This is a genomic window from Pseudomonas sp. CFBP13509 (assembly GCF_005233485.1).
Classification (GTDB): Bacteria; Pseudomonadota; Gammaproteobacteria; order Pseudomonadales; family Pseudomonadaceae; genus Aquipseudomonas; species Aquipseudomonas marginalis.
The window spans coordinates 275,913-289,609 of the sequence record NZ_QGAA01000002.1; the positions used below are offsets into that span (position 1 = coordinate 275,913).

Genomic DNA, 13,697 nt, shown 5'->3' on the forward strand with positions numbered 1-13,697 from the left:
CTCCCACATTTGATCGCATTTCAATTCCCCTCCCCGCGTTCTGCCTCTTCATCACCCAGATCAATCTTGCTATCCAGTCTTTATTCGCGCACTTAGACTCAGGCCAATTCCCCAAAGGTAATCCGCCATGTCCGAGACGCTGCTCAGTTCCCGCAATCTGGCTTTCGAGCTGTACGAAGTCCTCGATGCCGAGGGCCTGACCCAGCGCGAGCGGTTTGCCGAGCACAACCGCGAAACCTTCGATGCGGCCATCAGCACGGCCCGCAACATTGCCGAGAAGTACTTCGCGCCACACAACCGCAAGAACGACGAGAACGAACCGCGTTTTGAGGACGGCAAGGCGATTCTGATTCCGGAAGTGAAACCGGCGGTGGATGCGTTCCTTGAAGCCGGCTTCCTCAATGCGGCCCGCAGCTTCGAAGCCGGTGGCATGCAGTTGCCGACCCTGCTGTCCCAGGCCTGCTTCGCTCACTTCCAATCCGCCAACGCGGCCTCGACGTCCTACCCGTTCCTGACCATGGGCGCCGCCAACCTGATCGAAAGCTTCGGCACCGAGGAGCAAAAACAGCGCTTCCTGCAACCAATGATCGAAGGCCGTTTCTTCGGCACCATGGCCCTGACCGAGCCCCACGCCGGCTCATCGCTGTCGGATATTCGTACCCGCGCCGAGCCCGCGGCTGACGGCAGCTATCGCCTCAAAGGCAACAAGATCTTCATCTCCGGCGGCGACCACCCGCTGTCGGAAAACATCGTGCACATGGTGCTGGCCAAGCTGCCGGACGCGCCCGCCGGGGTGAAGGGCATTTCGCTGTTTATCGTGCCCAAATTCCTGGTCAACGACGACGGCAGCCTCGGCGCGCGCAACGACGTGCTGCTGGCCGGGCTGTTTCATAAGATGGGCTGGCGTGGCACCACGTCCACGGCACTGAATTTCGGCGATAACGGCAACTGCGTCGGCTATCTGGTGGGTAAACCGCACCAAGGCCTGAGCTGCATGTTCCAGATGATGAACGAGGCGCGCATCGGTGTCGGCATGGGCGCGGTGATGCTCGGTTACGCCGGTTATCTCTATTCGCTGGAATACGCCCGCGAACGCCCGCAAGGCCGCTTGCCCGACAGCAAGGACCCAGGCACCGCGCCGGTCTCGATCATCCAGCACGCCGATATCAAGCGCATGCTGCTGACGCAAAAAGCCTACGTCGAAGGTGCCTTTGACCTGGGCCTGTACGCCGCGCGGCTGTTCGATGACACCACCACACTGGAGACCGAGGCCGAACGCAAACAGGCCCATGAACTGCTGGACCTGCTCACCCCCATCGTCAAATCCTGGCCCTCGGAGTTCTGCCTCAAGGCCAACGAACTGGCGATCCAGATCCTCGGCGGCCATGGTTATACCCGCGAATACCCGGTGGAGCAGTATTACCGCGACAACCGCCTGAACCCGATCCACGAGGGCACCCATGGCATCCAGTCCCTGGACCTGCTGGGGCGCAAGCTGGCGCAGAACGGCGGCGCGGGCCTGAAGCAACTGATCCGGCTGATCGCCGACACGGGCGCGCGGGCACAGGAATATCCAGGCCTGACGGCATTGAGAGAGCCGTTGGAGCACCTGGTCAGCCGCCTGCAAAGCGTGACCATCGGCCTGCTGACGGATCTCGCCCAGGGCAAGGTCAACAGCAGCCTGGCGAACTCGGCGCTGTACCTGAAGGTATTCGGGCATACGGTGATTGGCTGGCGCTGGCTGGAACAGGCGATTCGCGCCGAAGAAGGGCTGGCCAAGGGCAATGTGGCCGATGTCGCCTTCTATCAAGGCAAGCTCCAGGCCGCCCGGTACTTCCTGACTTGGGAGATTCCGGGCTGCCATCATGAACTGGTGATTCTGGAGGCACGGGATGATACGTGCCTGGGGATGCAGGATGAGTGGTTCTAGGGCTGGATCGCCTTGGAAATCACCTCGACCGTGGCGCTGACTTGCTCTTGGTAACGGTCGAGTTCCTGCTGGTGAGCCTGCTGCATTTCGATCTGCTCGGCGCACAGGTTCAGCGCCGCCAGCACCAGTAGCTTGTCACCGATCAGGGTCGGGTACTTTTTCTTGGTGGTGGCCAGGGAGGCCTTGAGCATGGTCACGGCGTGCATCAGGGTTTTATCTTCCCCCGCCGGGGCCTTGATCGAGTAATCCTCTCCGAGAATCGAAACGACCTTTATCCCTTCATTCATGCGCTGACAGGGCCTGCGCTCACGCGCTCAACCAGCGCCTGGATACGTGCTGCGGTGGCGCCGTGCTTTTCTTCCTGCTCCATCAGGTTCAGTTGCAGGCTGTCGTTCTCATCCTTGGCGCGAGCCAGTTCGGCCTTGAGGGATTCGTTGCTGCCCAGTAGCTCCTGATTCTGCTGTACCAGGTCGCTGACCAGTTGTTCCAGTTGGCTGAGGGATGCTTCTAACATTTTGATTTCTCGGGCTTTTTCAAAGGGCGGTGACGATAAAGAAAATTCACCTCGGATGCCAGGGTTATCCCTGGCGCGCAGCCCGTTTTTTAAGGGCCGGGCCACGCTTTCGAGCCTTAGTGACTGCATTTCCCCCATCTGGTTCCTGAATCCGCGCAACCCCTCGTCAGATGCGACAAAAACGCACAGCCCCCTTTAGACTTTAGTCGTATGCCCGATAGAGAGGCACACCCCGTCTCATGACCGCACGGATTGCGCCTCTCCCAGGATTTCCGCATGTCGCTTCGTAATATGAATATCGCTCCGAGGGCCTTCCTCGGCTTCGCGTTTATTGGCGCGTTGATGTTGTTTCTAGGCGTGTTCGCCCTGAACCAGATGAGCAAGATCCGTGGCGCCACTGAAGACATTACCTTGTCCAGCGTGCCAAGCATCCGCGCCCTGGACGAGTTCACCCAACTGACCCTGCGCCTGCGCGTGCTGTCTTACCGCTTGCTGACCAACCGCGAGCCGGATGTGCAGCAAAAGACCCTGGAAGCCTTCGAACTGCGCAACCAGCAGATCCGCACCGCCCAGGGCGTCTACGAGAAACTGATTGAAAGCAGCGAAGAACGTAGCACCTACAACGAATATGTAAGCCTGCTGGGCCAGTACCATCAGATTGAAGAGCGCATGAAGAGCCTGTCACGGGCCAACCAGATGGATGAGCTGCGCAGCCTGCTTAACACCGAATTGCTGAGCAACTCCGAGCAGGTCAACGCCGTGCTGACGCGCCTGCTGGACCTCAATAACAAGATGGCCCTGGCCACCAATCAGGAGGCCGAAGACCAATACAACACGGCCTTCAACCTGGTCGTGGGCCTGCTGGTGATCGCCACGCTGCTGACCCTGCTGTTTGCCTGGCTGCTGACCCGCAGCATCACCCTGCCGATTTCACAGGCACTGGAAGCGGCGGAAGAAGTCGCCGAAGGCAACCTGACACGGCCGATCAAAGTCGACGGCAACGATGAGGCCGGGCGCCTGCTCGCCGCCATGGCCAAGATGCAGGACAAACTGCGCGACACCCTGCAACGCATCGCCGGCTCCGCCACCCAACTGGCTTCCGCCGCCGAGGAACTGAACGCCGTCACCGACGAAAGTGCCCGTGGCCTGACCCGGCAAAACAACGAAATCGAGCAAGCCGCCACCGCCGTCAACGAGATGACCAGCGCCGTTGAAGAAGTCGCACGCAATGCGGTGAGCACCTCGGAAGCCTCGCGCAACGCCACCACGTCTGCTGGCGACGGCCGCGACCTGGTGCAGGAAACCGTCAGCGCCATCGAGCGCATGAGCGGCGATGTGCAAGCAACCGCCACCCTGATCGGCGAACTGGCCAATGAGTCGCGCGATATCGGCAAAGTGCTGGACGTGATTCGCGGCCTGGCCGACCAGACCAATTTGCTGGCCCTGAACGCGGCGATTGAAGCCGCGCGCGCCGGTGAAGCCGGTCGCGGGTTCGCGGTGGTCGCCGATGAAGTGCGGGCCCTGGCCCATCGTACCCAGCAGTCCACCAGCGAGATCGAGCGGATGATCGGCAGTATCCAGGCCGGTACCGAGCACGCGGTGGACTCGATGCGCAACAGCACCGAGCGGGCGGAGTCGACGCTGAACATCGCCAAAGGCGCAGGGATGTCGCTGGACACCATCAACACGGCGATTGTCGAGATCAACGAGCGCAACCTGGTGATCGCCAGCGCTGCGGAAGAACAGGCGCAGGTGGCGCGGGAAGTGGACCGCAACCTGGTGAACATTCGTGATCTGTCGGTGCAATCCGCTACGGGCGCCAGCCAGACCAGCGCCGCGAGCAGCGAATTGTCACGCCTGGCGGTAGACCTGAACGGGATGGTAGGCCGCTTCCGCCTCTAACGCCCTGCACTGGCTGAAATGTGGGAGGGGGCTTGCCCTAATGCCGGTCAGTTAAGGCTTTTTGTAGGAGCGAGCTTGCTCGCGAAAAACGCCCAGGCAACGCGTTCATTCTCGATAAGCGCGGTGGCCCTGAGTTCTTCGCGAGCAAGCTCGCTCCTACAGTGAATCACTTTCGCTTAACTGAACGGCATTAGGGCTTGCCCCTCCCAAATTTAGTTATGCGTGAATCAGAAAAAGCTTTTTGACAGCACCGCAATTCAACAGGTTAGAATCCCTGGCACGCAGACTGCATGGTCAGTTTGCGTCCCGTCTTATTTGCCCATGGAGTACTGCCTTTGAATGCGACGACCATCAACAGCCTGTTCTTGATCGGCGCGTTGCTGGTGAGTGCGAGCATTCTGGTGAGTTCTCTTTCCTCGCGCCTGGGTATCCCGATCCTGGTGATCATCCTGGCCGTGGGCATGGTGGCCGGCGTCGATGGCGGCGGCATCATTTTCGACAATTACCCGACTGCCTACCTGGTGGGCAACCTCGCGCTGGCAGTGATCCTGCTCGACGGCGGCTTGCGTACACGGGTGGCGAGTTTCCGCGTGGCACTCTGGCCGGCATTGTCCCTGGCCACGGTGGGGGTGTTGATTACCACCGGCCTCACCGGCATGGCGGCGGCCTGGCTGTTTGACCTGAATATTATCCAGGGCCTGCTGATCGGTGCGATTGTCGGCTCGACCGACGCCGCAGCGGTGTTCTCGCTGCTGGGCGGCAAGGGCCTGAACGAACGGGTGACCGCCAGCCTCGAGATCGAATCCGGCAGTAACGACCCGATGGCGGTGTTCCTCACCGTCACCCTGATCGACATGCTCGCCAGCGGCCAGACCGGCCTGCACTGGAGCCTGCTGACCCACCTGGTGCGCGAGTTCGGCATCGGTGGCATCGTCGGCCTCGGCGGCGGCTGGCTGATGCTGCAAATGGTCAACCGCATCAACCTGGCCACCGGCCTGTACCCGATCCTGGTGATCGCCGGCGGCCTGTTCGTGTTCGCCCTGACCAACGCCTTCCATGGCAGCGGCTTCCTCGCCGTGTACCTGTGCGGCCTGGTGATCGGCAATCGCCCGGTGCGTAGCCGCCATGGCATTTTGCATATGCTCGACGGCATGGCCTGGCTCGCGCAGATCGGTATGTTCCTGGTGCTGGGCCTGCTGGTCACGCCCCATGATTTGCTGCCGATTGCCCTGCCGGCCCTGGGCCTGGCGCTGTGGATGATCCTGTTTGCGCGGCCGCTGTCGGTGATGGTCGGCCTGCTGCCGTTCAAAGCCTTCCATGGCCGTGAGAAGGCTTTTATCGCCTGGGTCGGCCTGCGCGGCGCGGTGCCGATCATCCTGGCGGTGTTCCCGTTGATGGCCGGCCTGCCCCATGCGCAGCTGTACTTCAACCTGGCGTTCTTTATCGTGCTGGTGTCGCTGCTGGTACAGGGCACCAGCCTGCCGTGGGTGGCCAAGCTGCTCAAAGTGACCGTTCCGCCGGACCCGGCGCCGATCTCCCGCGCCGCCCTGGAAGTGCACGTCACCAGCGAGTGGGAGCTGTTCGTCTACCGCCTGGGCGCAGAAAAATGGTGCATCGGCGCGGCCCTGCGCGAGCTGAAAATGCCCGAAGGCACGCGCATCGCGGCCCTGTTCCGTGGCCAGCAACTGCTCCATCCGTCGGGTAGTACGGTGCTGGAAGTCGGCGATCTGCTCTGTGTGATCGGCCATGAACACAACCTGCCGGCCCTGGGCAAACTGTTCAGCCAGGCACCGCAACGCGGCCTCGATTTGCGCTTCTTCGGCGACTTCGTCCTCGAAGGCGACGCCCAGCTGGGCGCGGTTTCAGCGCTGTATGGCCTCAAGCTCGAAGGGATCGACCCGGACATGCCGCTGAGCCGCTTCATCACCCAGAAAGTCGGCGGCGCGCCGGTAGTGGGCGACCAGGTGGAGTGGAACAACACCATCTGGACCGTCGCGGTCATGGACGGGAACAAGATTGGCAAAGTCGGCGTCAGATTCCCCGAAGGAAGTCGCCCGGGCCCCGGACTCTTCCTCTAAACTGCGGGGCGACAGCACGCCCCCGATTCTTCACCTTGCTCGATCGGTCTCTATGCCAACCCTGCGCACTTTTCTCGCCACTGCCCTGCTGGGCCTGACCCTTTGTGTCGGCAGCGTCTACGCCGCCGACCCGCCCAGCGCCGACGCCATCCAGCAAACCCTGGACAAGCTGCCTGATCGCAAACTGCCCGACGCCGACATGAAGGCGCTGCAGTCGATCCTGCAACAGACCCTGACCTACCTGGACAACAAGCAGGATTACGAGCAGCGCCTGGTCGACCTCAAGCGCCAGCTGGAAGACGCGCCGCGCCAGACCAGCGAGAACCAGCGCGAACTGACCCGGCTCAAGGCCACCAAGGTCATTCCGGTAGCCCAACGCTACGCCACCCTGCCGGTGCCGCAGCTTGAGCAATTGCTGGTGCAGCGCAGCACCCAGCAAGGCGACCTGCAAAAGGAACTGGCCGACGCCAACAGCCTGACCATCGCCGCCCAGACCCGTCCCGAGCGCGCCCAGACCGAAATCAGCAGCAGCCAGACGCGCATCCAGCAGATCAATGCCACCCTCAAGGCCGGCAAGGACAATGGCAAAGCCCTCAGCAGCGACCAGCGCAACCAACTGAATGCCGAACTGGCCTCCCTGAATGCCCTGATCCCCCTGCGTCGCCAGGAACTGGCCGGCAATAGCCAGCTGCAGGACCTGGGCAACAGCCAGCACGACTTGATCCAGGAAAAAACCGCGCGCCTGGAACAAGAGATCCAGGACCTGCAAACCCTGATCAACCAGAAACGCCTGGCCCAGTCCCAGCAGACCGTCACCCAACAGTCCATCGAAGCGCAAAAGGCCGGCGGCAGCAGCCTGCTGGCCACGGAAAGCGCGGCCAACCTGAAGCTGTCCGACTACCTGCTCAAGAGTACCGACCGCCTCAACGACCTGACCCAGAAGAACCTGCAGACCAAGCAACAGCTGGACACCGTGACCCAGAGCGATTCGGCCCTGGACGAGCAGATCAATGTGCTCAAGGGCAGCCTGCTCCTCTCGAAGATTCTGTATAAGCAGAAACAAGCGTTGCCCCGCCTGACGGTGGACCGCGACCTGGCGGACGATATCGCCAACATTCGCCTGTACCAGTTCGAGGTCAACCAACAGCGCGAGCTGATCAGCTCCCCCAGCACCTATGTGGATAACCTGCTGGCCAACCAGCCGCCGGCCGACGTCACCCCGCAACTGCGGCGCACCCTGCTGGAACTGGCGATCACCCGCAGCGACTTGCTGGAGCGCCTGAGCCGCGAGCTGAGCGCGCTGCTCAACGAATCCATCACCCTGCAACTGAACCAGAAACAACTGCTCAGCACCGCCACCACCCTGCGCGCGACGCTCGATGAACAGATGTTCTGGATCCCCAGCAACAAGCCGCTGGACACCGAGTGGCTGGAAACCGTGCCGGCGCACCTGAGCAAGCAGGTCACCACCCTGCCATGGGCCTCCAGCGTCAGCGAGCTGTACGACGGCCTGACCCAGCGTCCGCTGCTGTTTTTGCCGTTGCTGCTGTTGATCGGTGCCCTGTTGTGGCGCCGCAACGCGTTGTACGCGCGCCTGAAAAGAGTCCACCTGGACATCGGCCACTTCAAACGCGACAGCCAATGGCACACGCCCCAGGCGATCCTGGTAAATATCCTGTTGGCGATGCCGGTAGCACTGGGCCTGGCGCTGTGCGGCTACGCGCTGCAGATCGACGCACGTGGGCAGAACGCCAACCTGGGTGCAGCGCTGTTGCAGATCGCCCAGGCATGGCTGGTGTTCTACACCGCCTACCGCATCCTGGCGCCGGGCGGCGTGGCCGAGTTGCACTTCCGCTGGGAAAAGCCCCAGGTCGAATTCCTCCAGGGCTGGGTACGCAAGCTCGGGCTGGTGGTGCTGGCCCTGGTGGCCGTGGTGGCGATTGCCGAGCATCAACCGGCGGCGCTGGCCGACGACGTGCTGGGCATTGGTGTGGTCCTGACCTGCTACGCCCTGATGGCCTGGCTGCTGGGACGCCTGCTGCTGCACAGCCCGACCCACGAAAAAGCCTCGCTGTTCCGCAAAGCCGTGGGCCTGCTGTTTACCGCCCTGCCTGTCGCGCTGTTCATTGCCGTGTGCTTTGGCTACTACTACACCGCACTCAAGCTCAGCGACCGGCTGATCAACACCCTGTACCTGCTGATGTTCTGGCTGGTCATCGAAGCCACCTTCGTCCGCGGCCTGGGCGTTGCCGCCCGACGCCTGGCCTATTCCCGCGCCCTGGCCAAACGCCAGGCCGCCAAGGAAGCCGGCGAAGGCGAAGCGGTGATCGAAGAGCCGACCCTGGATATCGAACAGGTCAACGAACAATCGATGCGCCTGATCCGCCTGGCGCTGCTCGGCGGCTTTATCGCGGCGCTGTACTGGGTATGGTCGGACCTGATCTCGGTATTTTCCTACCTGGACAACGTCACCCTGTACGAATACACCAGCGGCACCGGTGCCAATATCAGCATGGTGCCGATCAGCATCGGCGACCTGCTCGGCGCGCTGATCATCATCGGCATCACCTTCGCCCTGGCGCGCAACCTGCCCGGCCTGCTGGAAGTGCTGGTGCTGTCCAAGCTGGACCTGGCCCAGGGCAGTGCCTACGCCACGACCACCTTGCTGTCCTACATCATTGCCGGCGTGGGCTTTGTCTCGACCCTGTCCACCCTCGGCGTGAGCTGGGACAAGTTGCAATGGCTGGTGGCCGCGCTGTCGGTGGGGTTGGGCTTCGGCATGCAGGAGATCTTCGCCAACTTTATCTCCGGCATCATGATCCTGTTCGAGCGCCCGGTGCGCATCGGCGACACCATCACCATCGGCAACCTGTCGGGCACGGTGAGCAAGATCCGCATCCGCGCCACCACCATCACCGACTTCGACCGCAAGGACATCATTGTCCCGAACAAGACGTTCATTACCGGGCAACTGATCAACTGGTCGCTGACCGACACCATCACCCGTGTGACCCTCAAGCTGGGCGTTGACTACGGCTCCGACCTGGACCTGGTGAAGGAATTGTTGCTCAAGGCTGCGCGAGAAAACCCAAGGGTGTTGAAGGAACCGGAACCCCATGTGTACTTCCTCAACTTCGGCGAAAGCACCCTCGACCACGAACTGCGCATGCACGTGCGCGACCTCGGCGACCGCAACCCGGTGATCGACGAAGTGAACCGCTTTATCAACCGCGAGTTCAAGAACCACCACATCAACATCTCGTTCCGGCAGATGGAGGTGTACCTGAAAAACCTCCACGGCCAGGAGTACAAGCTGGTGCCGGTGGAAGACGAGAAGAGAACCATCGTCGGACCGGCCGACGCGCAAGATGTGCCGGAGCCGCCGGACGGCAAAGTGGCGGATGCACCCGAGCCACCGCCCAGCAAACTCGACTAAACGCCCTATCCCCAGCAGAATGCTCGGACATTCTGCTGGAGATGGCCGGTGAAAGCCCTCGACGAACTGACCTTCGACAACCGCTTCGCACGCCTGGGCGACGCGTTCTCGACCCACGTATTGCCCGAGCCCCTCGACGAACCGCGCCTGGTGGTGGCAAGCAATGCCGCCATGGCCCTGCTCGACCTCGACCCGACAGTGGCCGAAACACCGGTGTTTGCCGAGCTGTTCAGCGGCCACAAGTTGTGGGCCGAGGCCGAGCCGCGGGCGATGGTCTACTCCGGGCACCAGTTTGGCGGCTACACCCCACAACTGGGCGATGGTCGCGGGTTGCTGCTCGGCGAGGTGTACAACGAGGCCGGCGAACATTGGGACCTGCACCTCAAGGGTGCCGGGATGACGCCCTACTCGCGCATGGGCGATGGCCGCGCGGTGCTGCGCTCGTCGATTAGGGAGTTCCTGGCCTCCGAAGCGCTGCATGCACTGGGCATCCCCAGCAGCCGCGCGTTATGCGTGATCGGCTCCAGCACCCCGGTCTGGCGTGAGAAGCAGGAACGTGGGGCGATGGTGCTGCGCCTGGCGCCGAGCCATATCCGCTTCGGGCATTTCGAATATTTCTACTACACCAAGAAACCAGAGCAGCAGGCGGAACTGGCCGAGCACGTGCTTTCACTGCACTACCCCGAGTGCAAGGAACAGCCTGAACCTTACCTCGCTATGTTCCGCGAAATCGTCGAACGCAATGCCGAGATGATCGCCAAATGGCAGGCCTATGGTTTCTGCCACGGGGTGATGAACACCGACAACATGTCGATCCTCGGCATTACCTTCGACTTCGGGCCGTTTGCGTTTCTGGATGACTTTGATGCGCACTTCATCTGCAACCATTCGGACCATGAAGGACGTTACTCCTTCAGCAACCAGGTGCCCATCGGCCAGTGGAATCTCAGCGCGCTGGCCCAGGCGCTCACGCCGTTTATCAGCGTCGATGCCTTGAAAGAAGCCCTTGGCCTGTACCTGCCGCTGTACCAGGCTCACTACCTGGACCTGATGCGCCGTCGACTGGGGCTGACCACCGCCGAAGACGACGACCAGAAGCTGGTGGAGCGGTTGCTGAAGCTGATGCAGAACAGCGGCGTGGATTACACCTTGTTCTTCCGGCGACTTGGGGATGAATCGGCAGCGATGGCGGTGGCGAAGCTGCGCGATGATTTTGTCGACCTCGCCGGGTTTGATGCCTGGGCAGAACTGTACAAGGCTCGTGTTGAGCGGGACGGGAATTACAACGAGAAACAACGCCGTGAGCGGATGCACGCAGTGAACCCGCTGTACATCCTGCGCAACTACCTCGCACAGAACGCTATCGCTGCCGCCGAATCAGGCGACTACAGCGAAGTGCAGCGACTGCACGAGGTGCTTTCCAAGCCGTTCGAGGAGCAGGCGGGGATGGAACAGTACGCGCAACGACCGCCGGATTGGGGCAAGCATTTGGAGATCAGTTGTTCGTCGTGATACACGCCATGCTCGCGATTAGATGAACAGGTCGACCGGCACCTTGAAAAAATCCGCCAGCCAACGAATCTGTCGCACGTTCAGCTGGCGTTTTCCACTGAGGATTTCCGAGACCACCGATTGAGCACCCACACCCGGCAAATCACTCTGAGTCAGGCCATGCTCCTGCATCATTGATCTCAATACGTCGACACCGCTCGCTTCAGGCATTGGCCAATGCTCCAGGTCATAAGCCTCGACCCAGTCACCGATGATATCGACCACGCCCATCAACGGATGGGCTTCGTCCTCCCCTACGATATCCAGCAATTCGTCGAGCGCCTCCACCAGCACATCGTAGTCAGCCTCGGTTTTGGGCTTGCGCAGCAGCGGTGATACGAATTGCCAATGCTCGGCCACCTGCTCAATCAGCACACTCATTTTCAGTCACTCCTTCCATTTACCCTTGTCGTATTCCCGATGGTCCAGCACATGTCGAATATAGAGCCGCTGCATTCGGTAGCGCACAATCGCAATGAGTCGTAGCTTGTTACCACCGATGTTGAAGACGTGTAACGCTCCCACTTTATCCACGGTAGGAAAAATCGATTTCAACGCCGCGAAGTCCTCAGGATTGAGAACTTTGACTTTCCGATACCACTCATCCAAAGCGCTGGCTGAATGAGGCCACTTCAACTTGGCATTTCGGATTTGTTTCGCACTGATTACACGCATGCAACATCCCTATCGCATATTGCTATGAAGGTTAAACCCGAACGCCGGCTATCGCAATTTGCTATGGCGTCGAACGGACCGATGGTGCTATTTCGAACAAGTACTTCCAGCCTAGATAGGCATGCGCCAATCGACATTTGCGAATCTGTTAGCCCATGCGTCGTCGCCCCCGAGCTTGATAAAGCTGATACCTGACTCCAGATAGGGTGCATTGGCCACATCCACGGAGCCCACCATGTCCGACCCTCTCGTTATCCCCTGCCCCCATTGCAACGGCCTCAACCGCATCCCCGGCGAACGCTTGGGTGATACGCCCAAGTGCGGGCGCTGCAAACAACCGGTTCTACTGAGCAAGCCTTTCGAGCTGAAACAAGGCGACTACGCCAGCCAGATCAAGGGCGATTTGCCGTTATTGGTCGACGTGTGGGCCGATTGGTGTGGGCCGTGCAAGTCGTTTGCGCCGGTGTTTGAACAGGCGGCCGGCCAGTTGGAGGGCAAGTGCAGGCTGGCCAAGCTGGACAGCGAGGCCAATCAGCAGCTGTCGGCGCAACTGGGGATTCGTTCGATCCCCAGTTTGATTCTGTTCAAGAACGGCCGCGAAGTGGCGCGCCAGAGTGGGGCGTTTCCGTTGCCGCAACTGATGAGCTGGTTGCGTAGCCAGGGGGTGTAACCGGACCTGGAGAACAATGCTGGACAGTGTGGGAGGGGGTTTGTCCCCTCCCACAGAGGTTTTGTGTCGCCAGCAAAATCAGGCATTTTCCAGCAGGTTATGCAGCTCCACAAATTGCAGAGTGAGCTTGTGCCGTGGGTCCAGGTGGATCAGCGGCTTGTTCTCCTGGTGCGATTCGCGCATGCGCACCGAGCTGGCCAGGTACACCGGCAGCACCGGTAAGCCCTCGGCAATCAACTCATCGAGCATCTGCTGCGGCAGGCTCGCCCGCGCTTGGAACTGGTTGACCACGATGCCTTCCACTTCCAGGCCTTCGTTGTGGTCTTCCTTCAATTCTTCGATTTCAGCCAGTAGCCCGTACAGAGCCTGGCGCGAGAAGCTGTCGCAATCGAAGGGGATCAGCACACGATCAGCGGCAATCAGCGCCGAAACCGCATAAAAGTTCAGGGCTGGCGGGGTATCCAGGTAGATACGGTCGTAATCTTCGCTCAGTTCATCGAGCAGCTTTCGCAGCTTGTTGATCTTGTGCTTGGCCTCAAGCTTGGGCTGCAGGTCCGCGAGTTCGGCGGTGGCGGTGATGACGTGCAGATTATCGAAGGGGGTTTCGTAGATATCGACCTTGTTCTTCTTCGAAAACGGCCCGGAAGACAGGGTTTGCTTGAAAAAGTCCGCTATCCCCATGGGGATGTCGTCGCCAGTCAGCCCGGTCAGGTATTGGGTTGAATTGGCCTGTGCATCGAGGTCCACCAACAGGGTTCGATAGCCTTCGCTGGCGCTGACCGCCGCCAGGTTGCAGGCGATGCTCGACTTGCCAACACCGCCTTTTTGATTGAACACCACGCGCCGCATGGAAAAACCTCCGTGTATCAATGAATGTCCGAGTGTAGAGGGCAAAAGCGCCTGTTAGCTACCTCGTTCATCGATGCATTGCTGCATTGCAT

11 protein-coding genes and 1 pseudogene are annotated in these 13,697 nt (G+C 60.9%); 7 read left to right on the forward strand and 5 right to left on the reverse strand.

Annotated elements, in window-relative coordinates; translation table 11 throughout:
• Positions 1-127 precede the first annotated feature (127 nt).
• On the forward strand, positions 128-1,930 hold the full coding sequence (locus PspCFBP13509_RS04645) for an acyl-CoA dehydrogenase (protein WP_065925682.1): 1,803 nt from the start codon (positions 128-130) through the stop codon (positions 1,928-1,930).
• Here the strand turns inward: PspCFBP13509_RS04645 and PspCFBP13509_RS04650 are convergent.
• Together PspCFBP13509_RS04650 and PspCFBP13509_RS04655 are read right to left on the reverse strand one after the other, a co-directional pair.
• Positions 1,927-2,217 (reverse strand): cell division protein ZapA, encoded by a 291-nt coding sequence (locus tag PspCFBP13509_RS04650; RefSeq protein WP_017526490.1) that lies wholly within the window; start codon positions 2,215-2,217, stop codon positions 1,927-1,929. The genes PspCFBP13509_RS04645 and PspCFBP13509_RS04650 overlap by 4 nt on opposite strands.
• A complete protein-coding gene (locus tag PspCFBP13509_RS04655; RefSeq protein ID WP_003187970.1) occupies positions 2,214-2,444 on the reverse strand; it encodes a hypothetical protein in 231 nt (76 codons plus the stop codon). The genes PspCFBP13509_RS04650 and PspCFBP13509_RS04655 overlap by 4 nt, the downstream gene beginning before the upstream one ends.
• A 291-nt stretch (positions 2,445-2,735) precedes the next feature.
• Here PspCFBP13509_RS04655 and PspCFBP13509_RS32070 point away from each other — a divergent pair.
• The 5 genes and pseudogenes from PspCFBP13509_RS32070 to selO form a co-directional block, all read left to right on the forward strand.
• Positions 2,736-3,491, forward strand: a pseudogene (locus PspCFBP13509_RS32070) (MCP four helix bundle domain-containing protein); the annotation flags it as partial.
• Positions 3,483-4,346, forward strand: a complete 864-nt coding sequence (locus tag PspCFBP13509_RS32075; protein ID WP_370671258.1) for a methyl-accepting chemotaxis protein — start codon at positions 3,483-3,485, stop codon at positions 4,344-4,346. The pseudogene PspCFBP13509_RS32070 and the gene PspCFBP13509_RS32075, both read left to right, overlap by 9 nt.
• Positions 4,347-4,681: 335 nt before the next feature.
• On the forward strand, positions 4,682-6,424 hold the full coding sequence (locus PspCFBP13509_RS04665) for a potassium/proton antiporter (RefSeq protein ID WP_027604969.1): 1,743 nt from the start codon (positions 4,682-4,684) through the stop codon (positions 6,422-6,424).
• A 52-nt stretch (positions 6,425-6,476) separates the two neighbouring features.
• Positions 6,477-9,860 (forward strand): mechanosensitive channel MscK, encoded by a 3,384-nt coding sequence (gene mscK / locus PspCFBP13509_RS04670; protein WP_065925684.1) that lies wholly within the window; start codon positions 6,477-6,479, stop codon positions 9,858-9,860.
• A 48-nt stretch (positions 9,861-9,908) separates the two neighbouring features.
• Positions 9,909-11,372: a protein adenylyltransferase SelO gene (gene selO, locus PspCFBP13509_RS04675; RefSeq protein WP_074848513.1), complete on the forward strand. Its 1,464-nt coding sequence runs from the start codon at positions 9,909-9,911 to the stop codon at positions 11,370-11,372.
• 18 nt (positions 11,373-11,390) lie between these two features.
• Here selO and PspCFBP13509_RS04680 read toward each other — a convergent pair whose 3' ends face one another.
• Both PspCFBP13509_RS04680 and PspCFBP13509_RS04685 read right to left on the reverse strand, forming a co-directional pair.
• Positions 11,391-11,792, reverse strand: coding sequence for a helix-turn-helix domain-containing protein (locus tag PspCFBP13509_RS04680; RefSeq protein WP_074848511.1), 402 nt, complete (start codon positions 11,790-11,792; stop codon positions 11,391-11,393).
• A gap of 6 nt (positions 11,793-11,798) precedes the next feature.
• Positions 11,799-12,086 carry a type II toxin-antitoxin system HigB family toxin gene (locus PspCFBP13509_RS04685; protein ID WP_065946640.1) on the reverse strand — a complete coding sequence of 96 codons (288 nt, stop codon included), beginning with the start codon at positions 12,084-12,086 and terminating at the stop codon, positions 11,799-11,801.
• A 235-nt stretch (positions 12,087-12,321) separates the two neighbouring features.
• Between PspCFBP13509_RS04685 and trxC the strand changes: the two genes are divergently transcribed.
• Positions 12,322-12,756 (forward strand): thioredoxin TrxC, encoded by a 435-nt coding sequence (trxC, locus tag PspCFBP13509_RS04690; RefSeq protein ID WP_065925687.1) that lies wholly within the window; start codon positions 12,322-12,324, stop codon positions 12,754-12,756.
• Positions 12,757-12,834: 78 nt separating this feature from the next.
• On the opposite strand, the gene PspCFBP13509_RS04695 is transcribed toward trxC, so the two are convergent.
• Positions 12,835-13,605 carry a ParA family protein gene (locus PspCFBP13509_RS04695; protein ID WP_053139210.1) on the reverse strand — a complete coding sequence of 257 codons (771 nt, stop codon included), beginning with the start codon at positions 13,603-13,605 and terminating at the stop codon, positions 12,835-12,837.
• Positions 13,606-13,697 lie beyond the last annotated feature (92 nt).

Bases quoted from the DNA above. Each gene is read 5' to 3' on its own strand.
- PspCFBP13509_RS04645 (WP_065925682.1), top strand. From the start codon at position 128: ATGTCCGAGACGCTGCTCAGTTCCCGCAATCTGGCTTTCGAGCTGTAC.
- PspCFBP13509_RS04650 (WP_017526490.1), bottom strand. From the start codon at position 2,217: ATGAATGAAGGGATAAAGGTCGTTTCGATTCTCGGAGAGGATTACTCG.
- PspCFBP13509_RS04655 (WP_003187970.1), bottom strand. From the start codon at position 2,444: ATGTTAGAAGCATCCCTCAGCCAACTGGAACAACTGGTCAGCGACCTG.
- PspCFBP13509_RS32075 (WP_370671258.1), top strand. From the start codon at position 3,483: ATGCAGGACAAACTGCGCGACACCCTGCAACGCATCGCCGGCTCCGCC.
- mscK (WP_065925684.1), top strand. From the start codon at position 6,477: ATGCCAACCCTGCGCACTTTTCTCGCCACTGCCCTGCTGGGCCTGACC.
- PspCFBP13509_RS04680 (WP_074848511.1), bottom strand. From the start codon at position 11,792: ATGAGTGTGCTGATTGAGCAGGTGGCCGAGCATTGGCAATTCGTATCA.
- PspCFBP13509_RS04685 (WP_065946640.1), bottom strand. From the start codon at position 12,086: ATGCGTGTAATCAGTGCGAAACAAATCCGAAATGCCAAGTTGAAGTGG.
- trxC (WP_065925687.1), top strand. From the start codon at position 12,322: ATGTCCGACCCTCTCGTTATCCCCTGCCCCCATTGCAACGGCCTCAAC.
- PspCFBP13509_RS04695 (WP_053139210.1), bottom strand. From the start codon at position 13,605: ATGCGGCGCGTGGTGTTCAATCAAAAAGGCGGTGTTGGCAAGTCGAGC.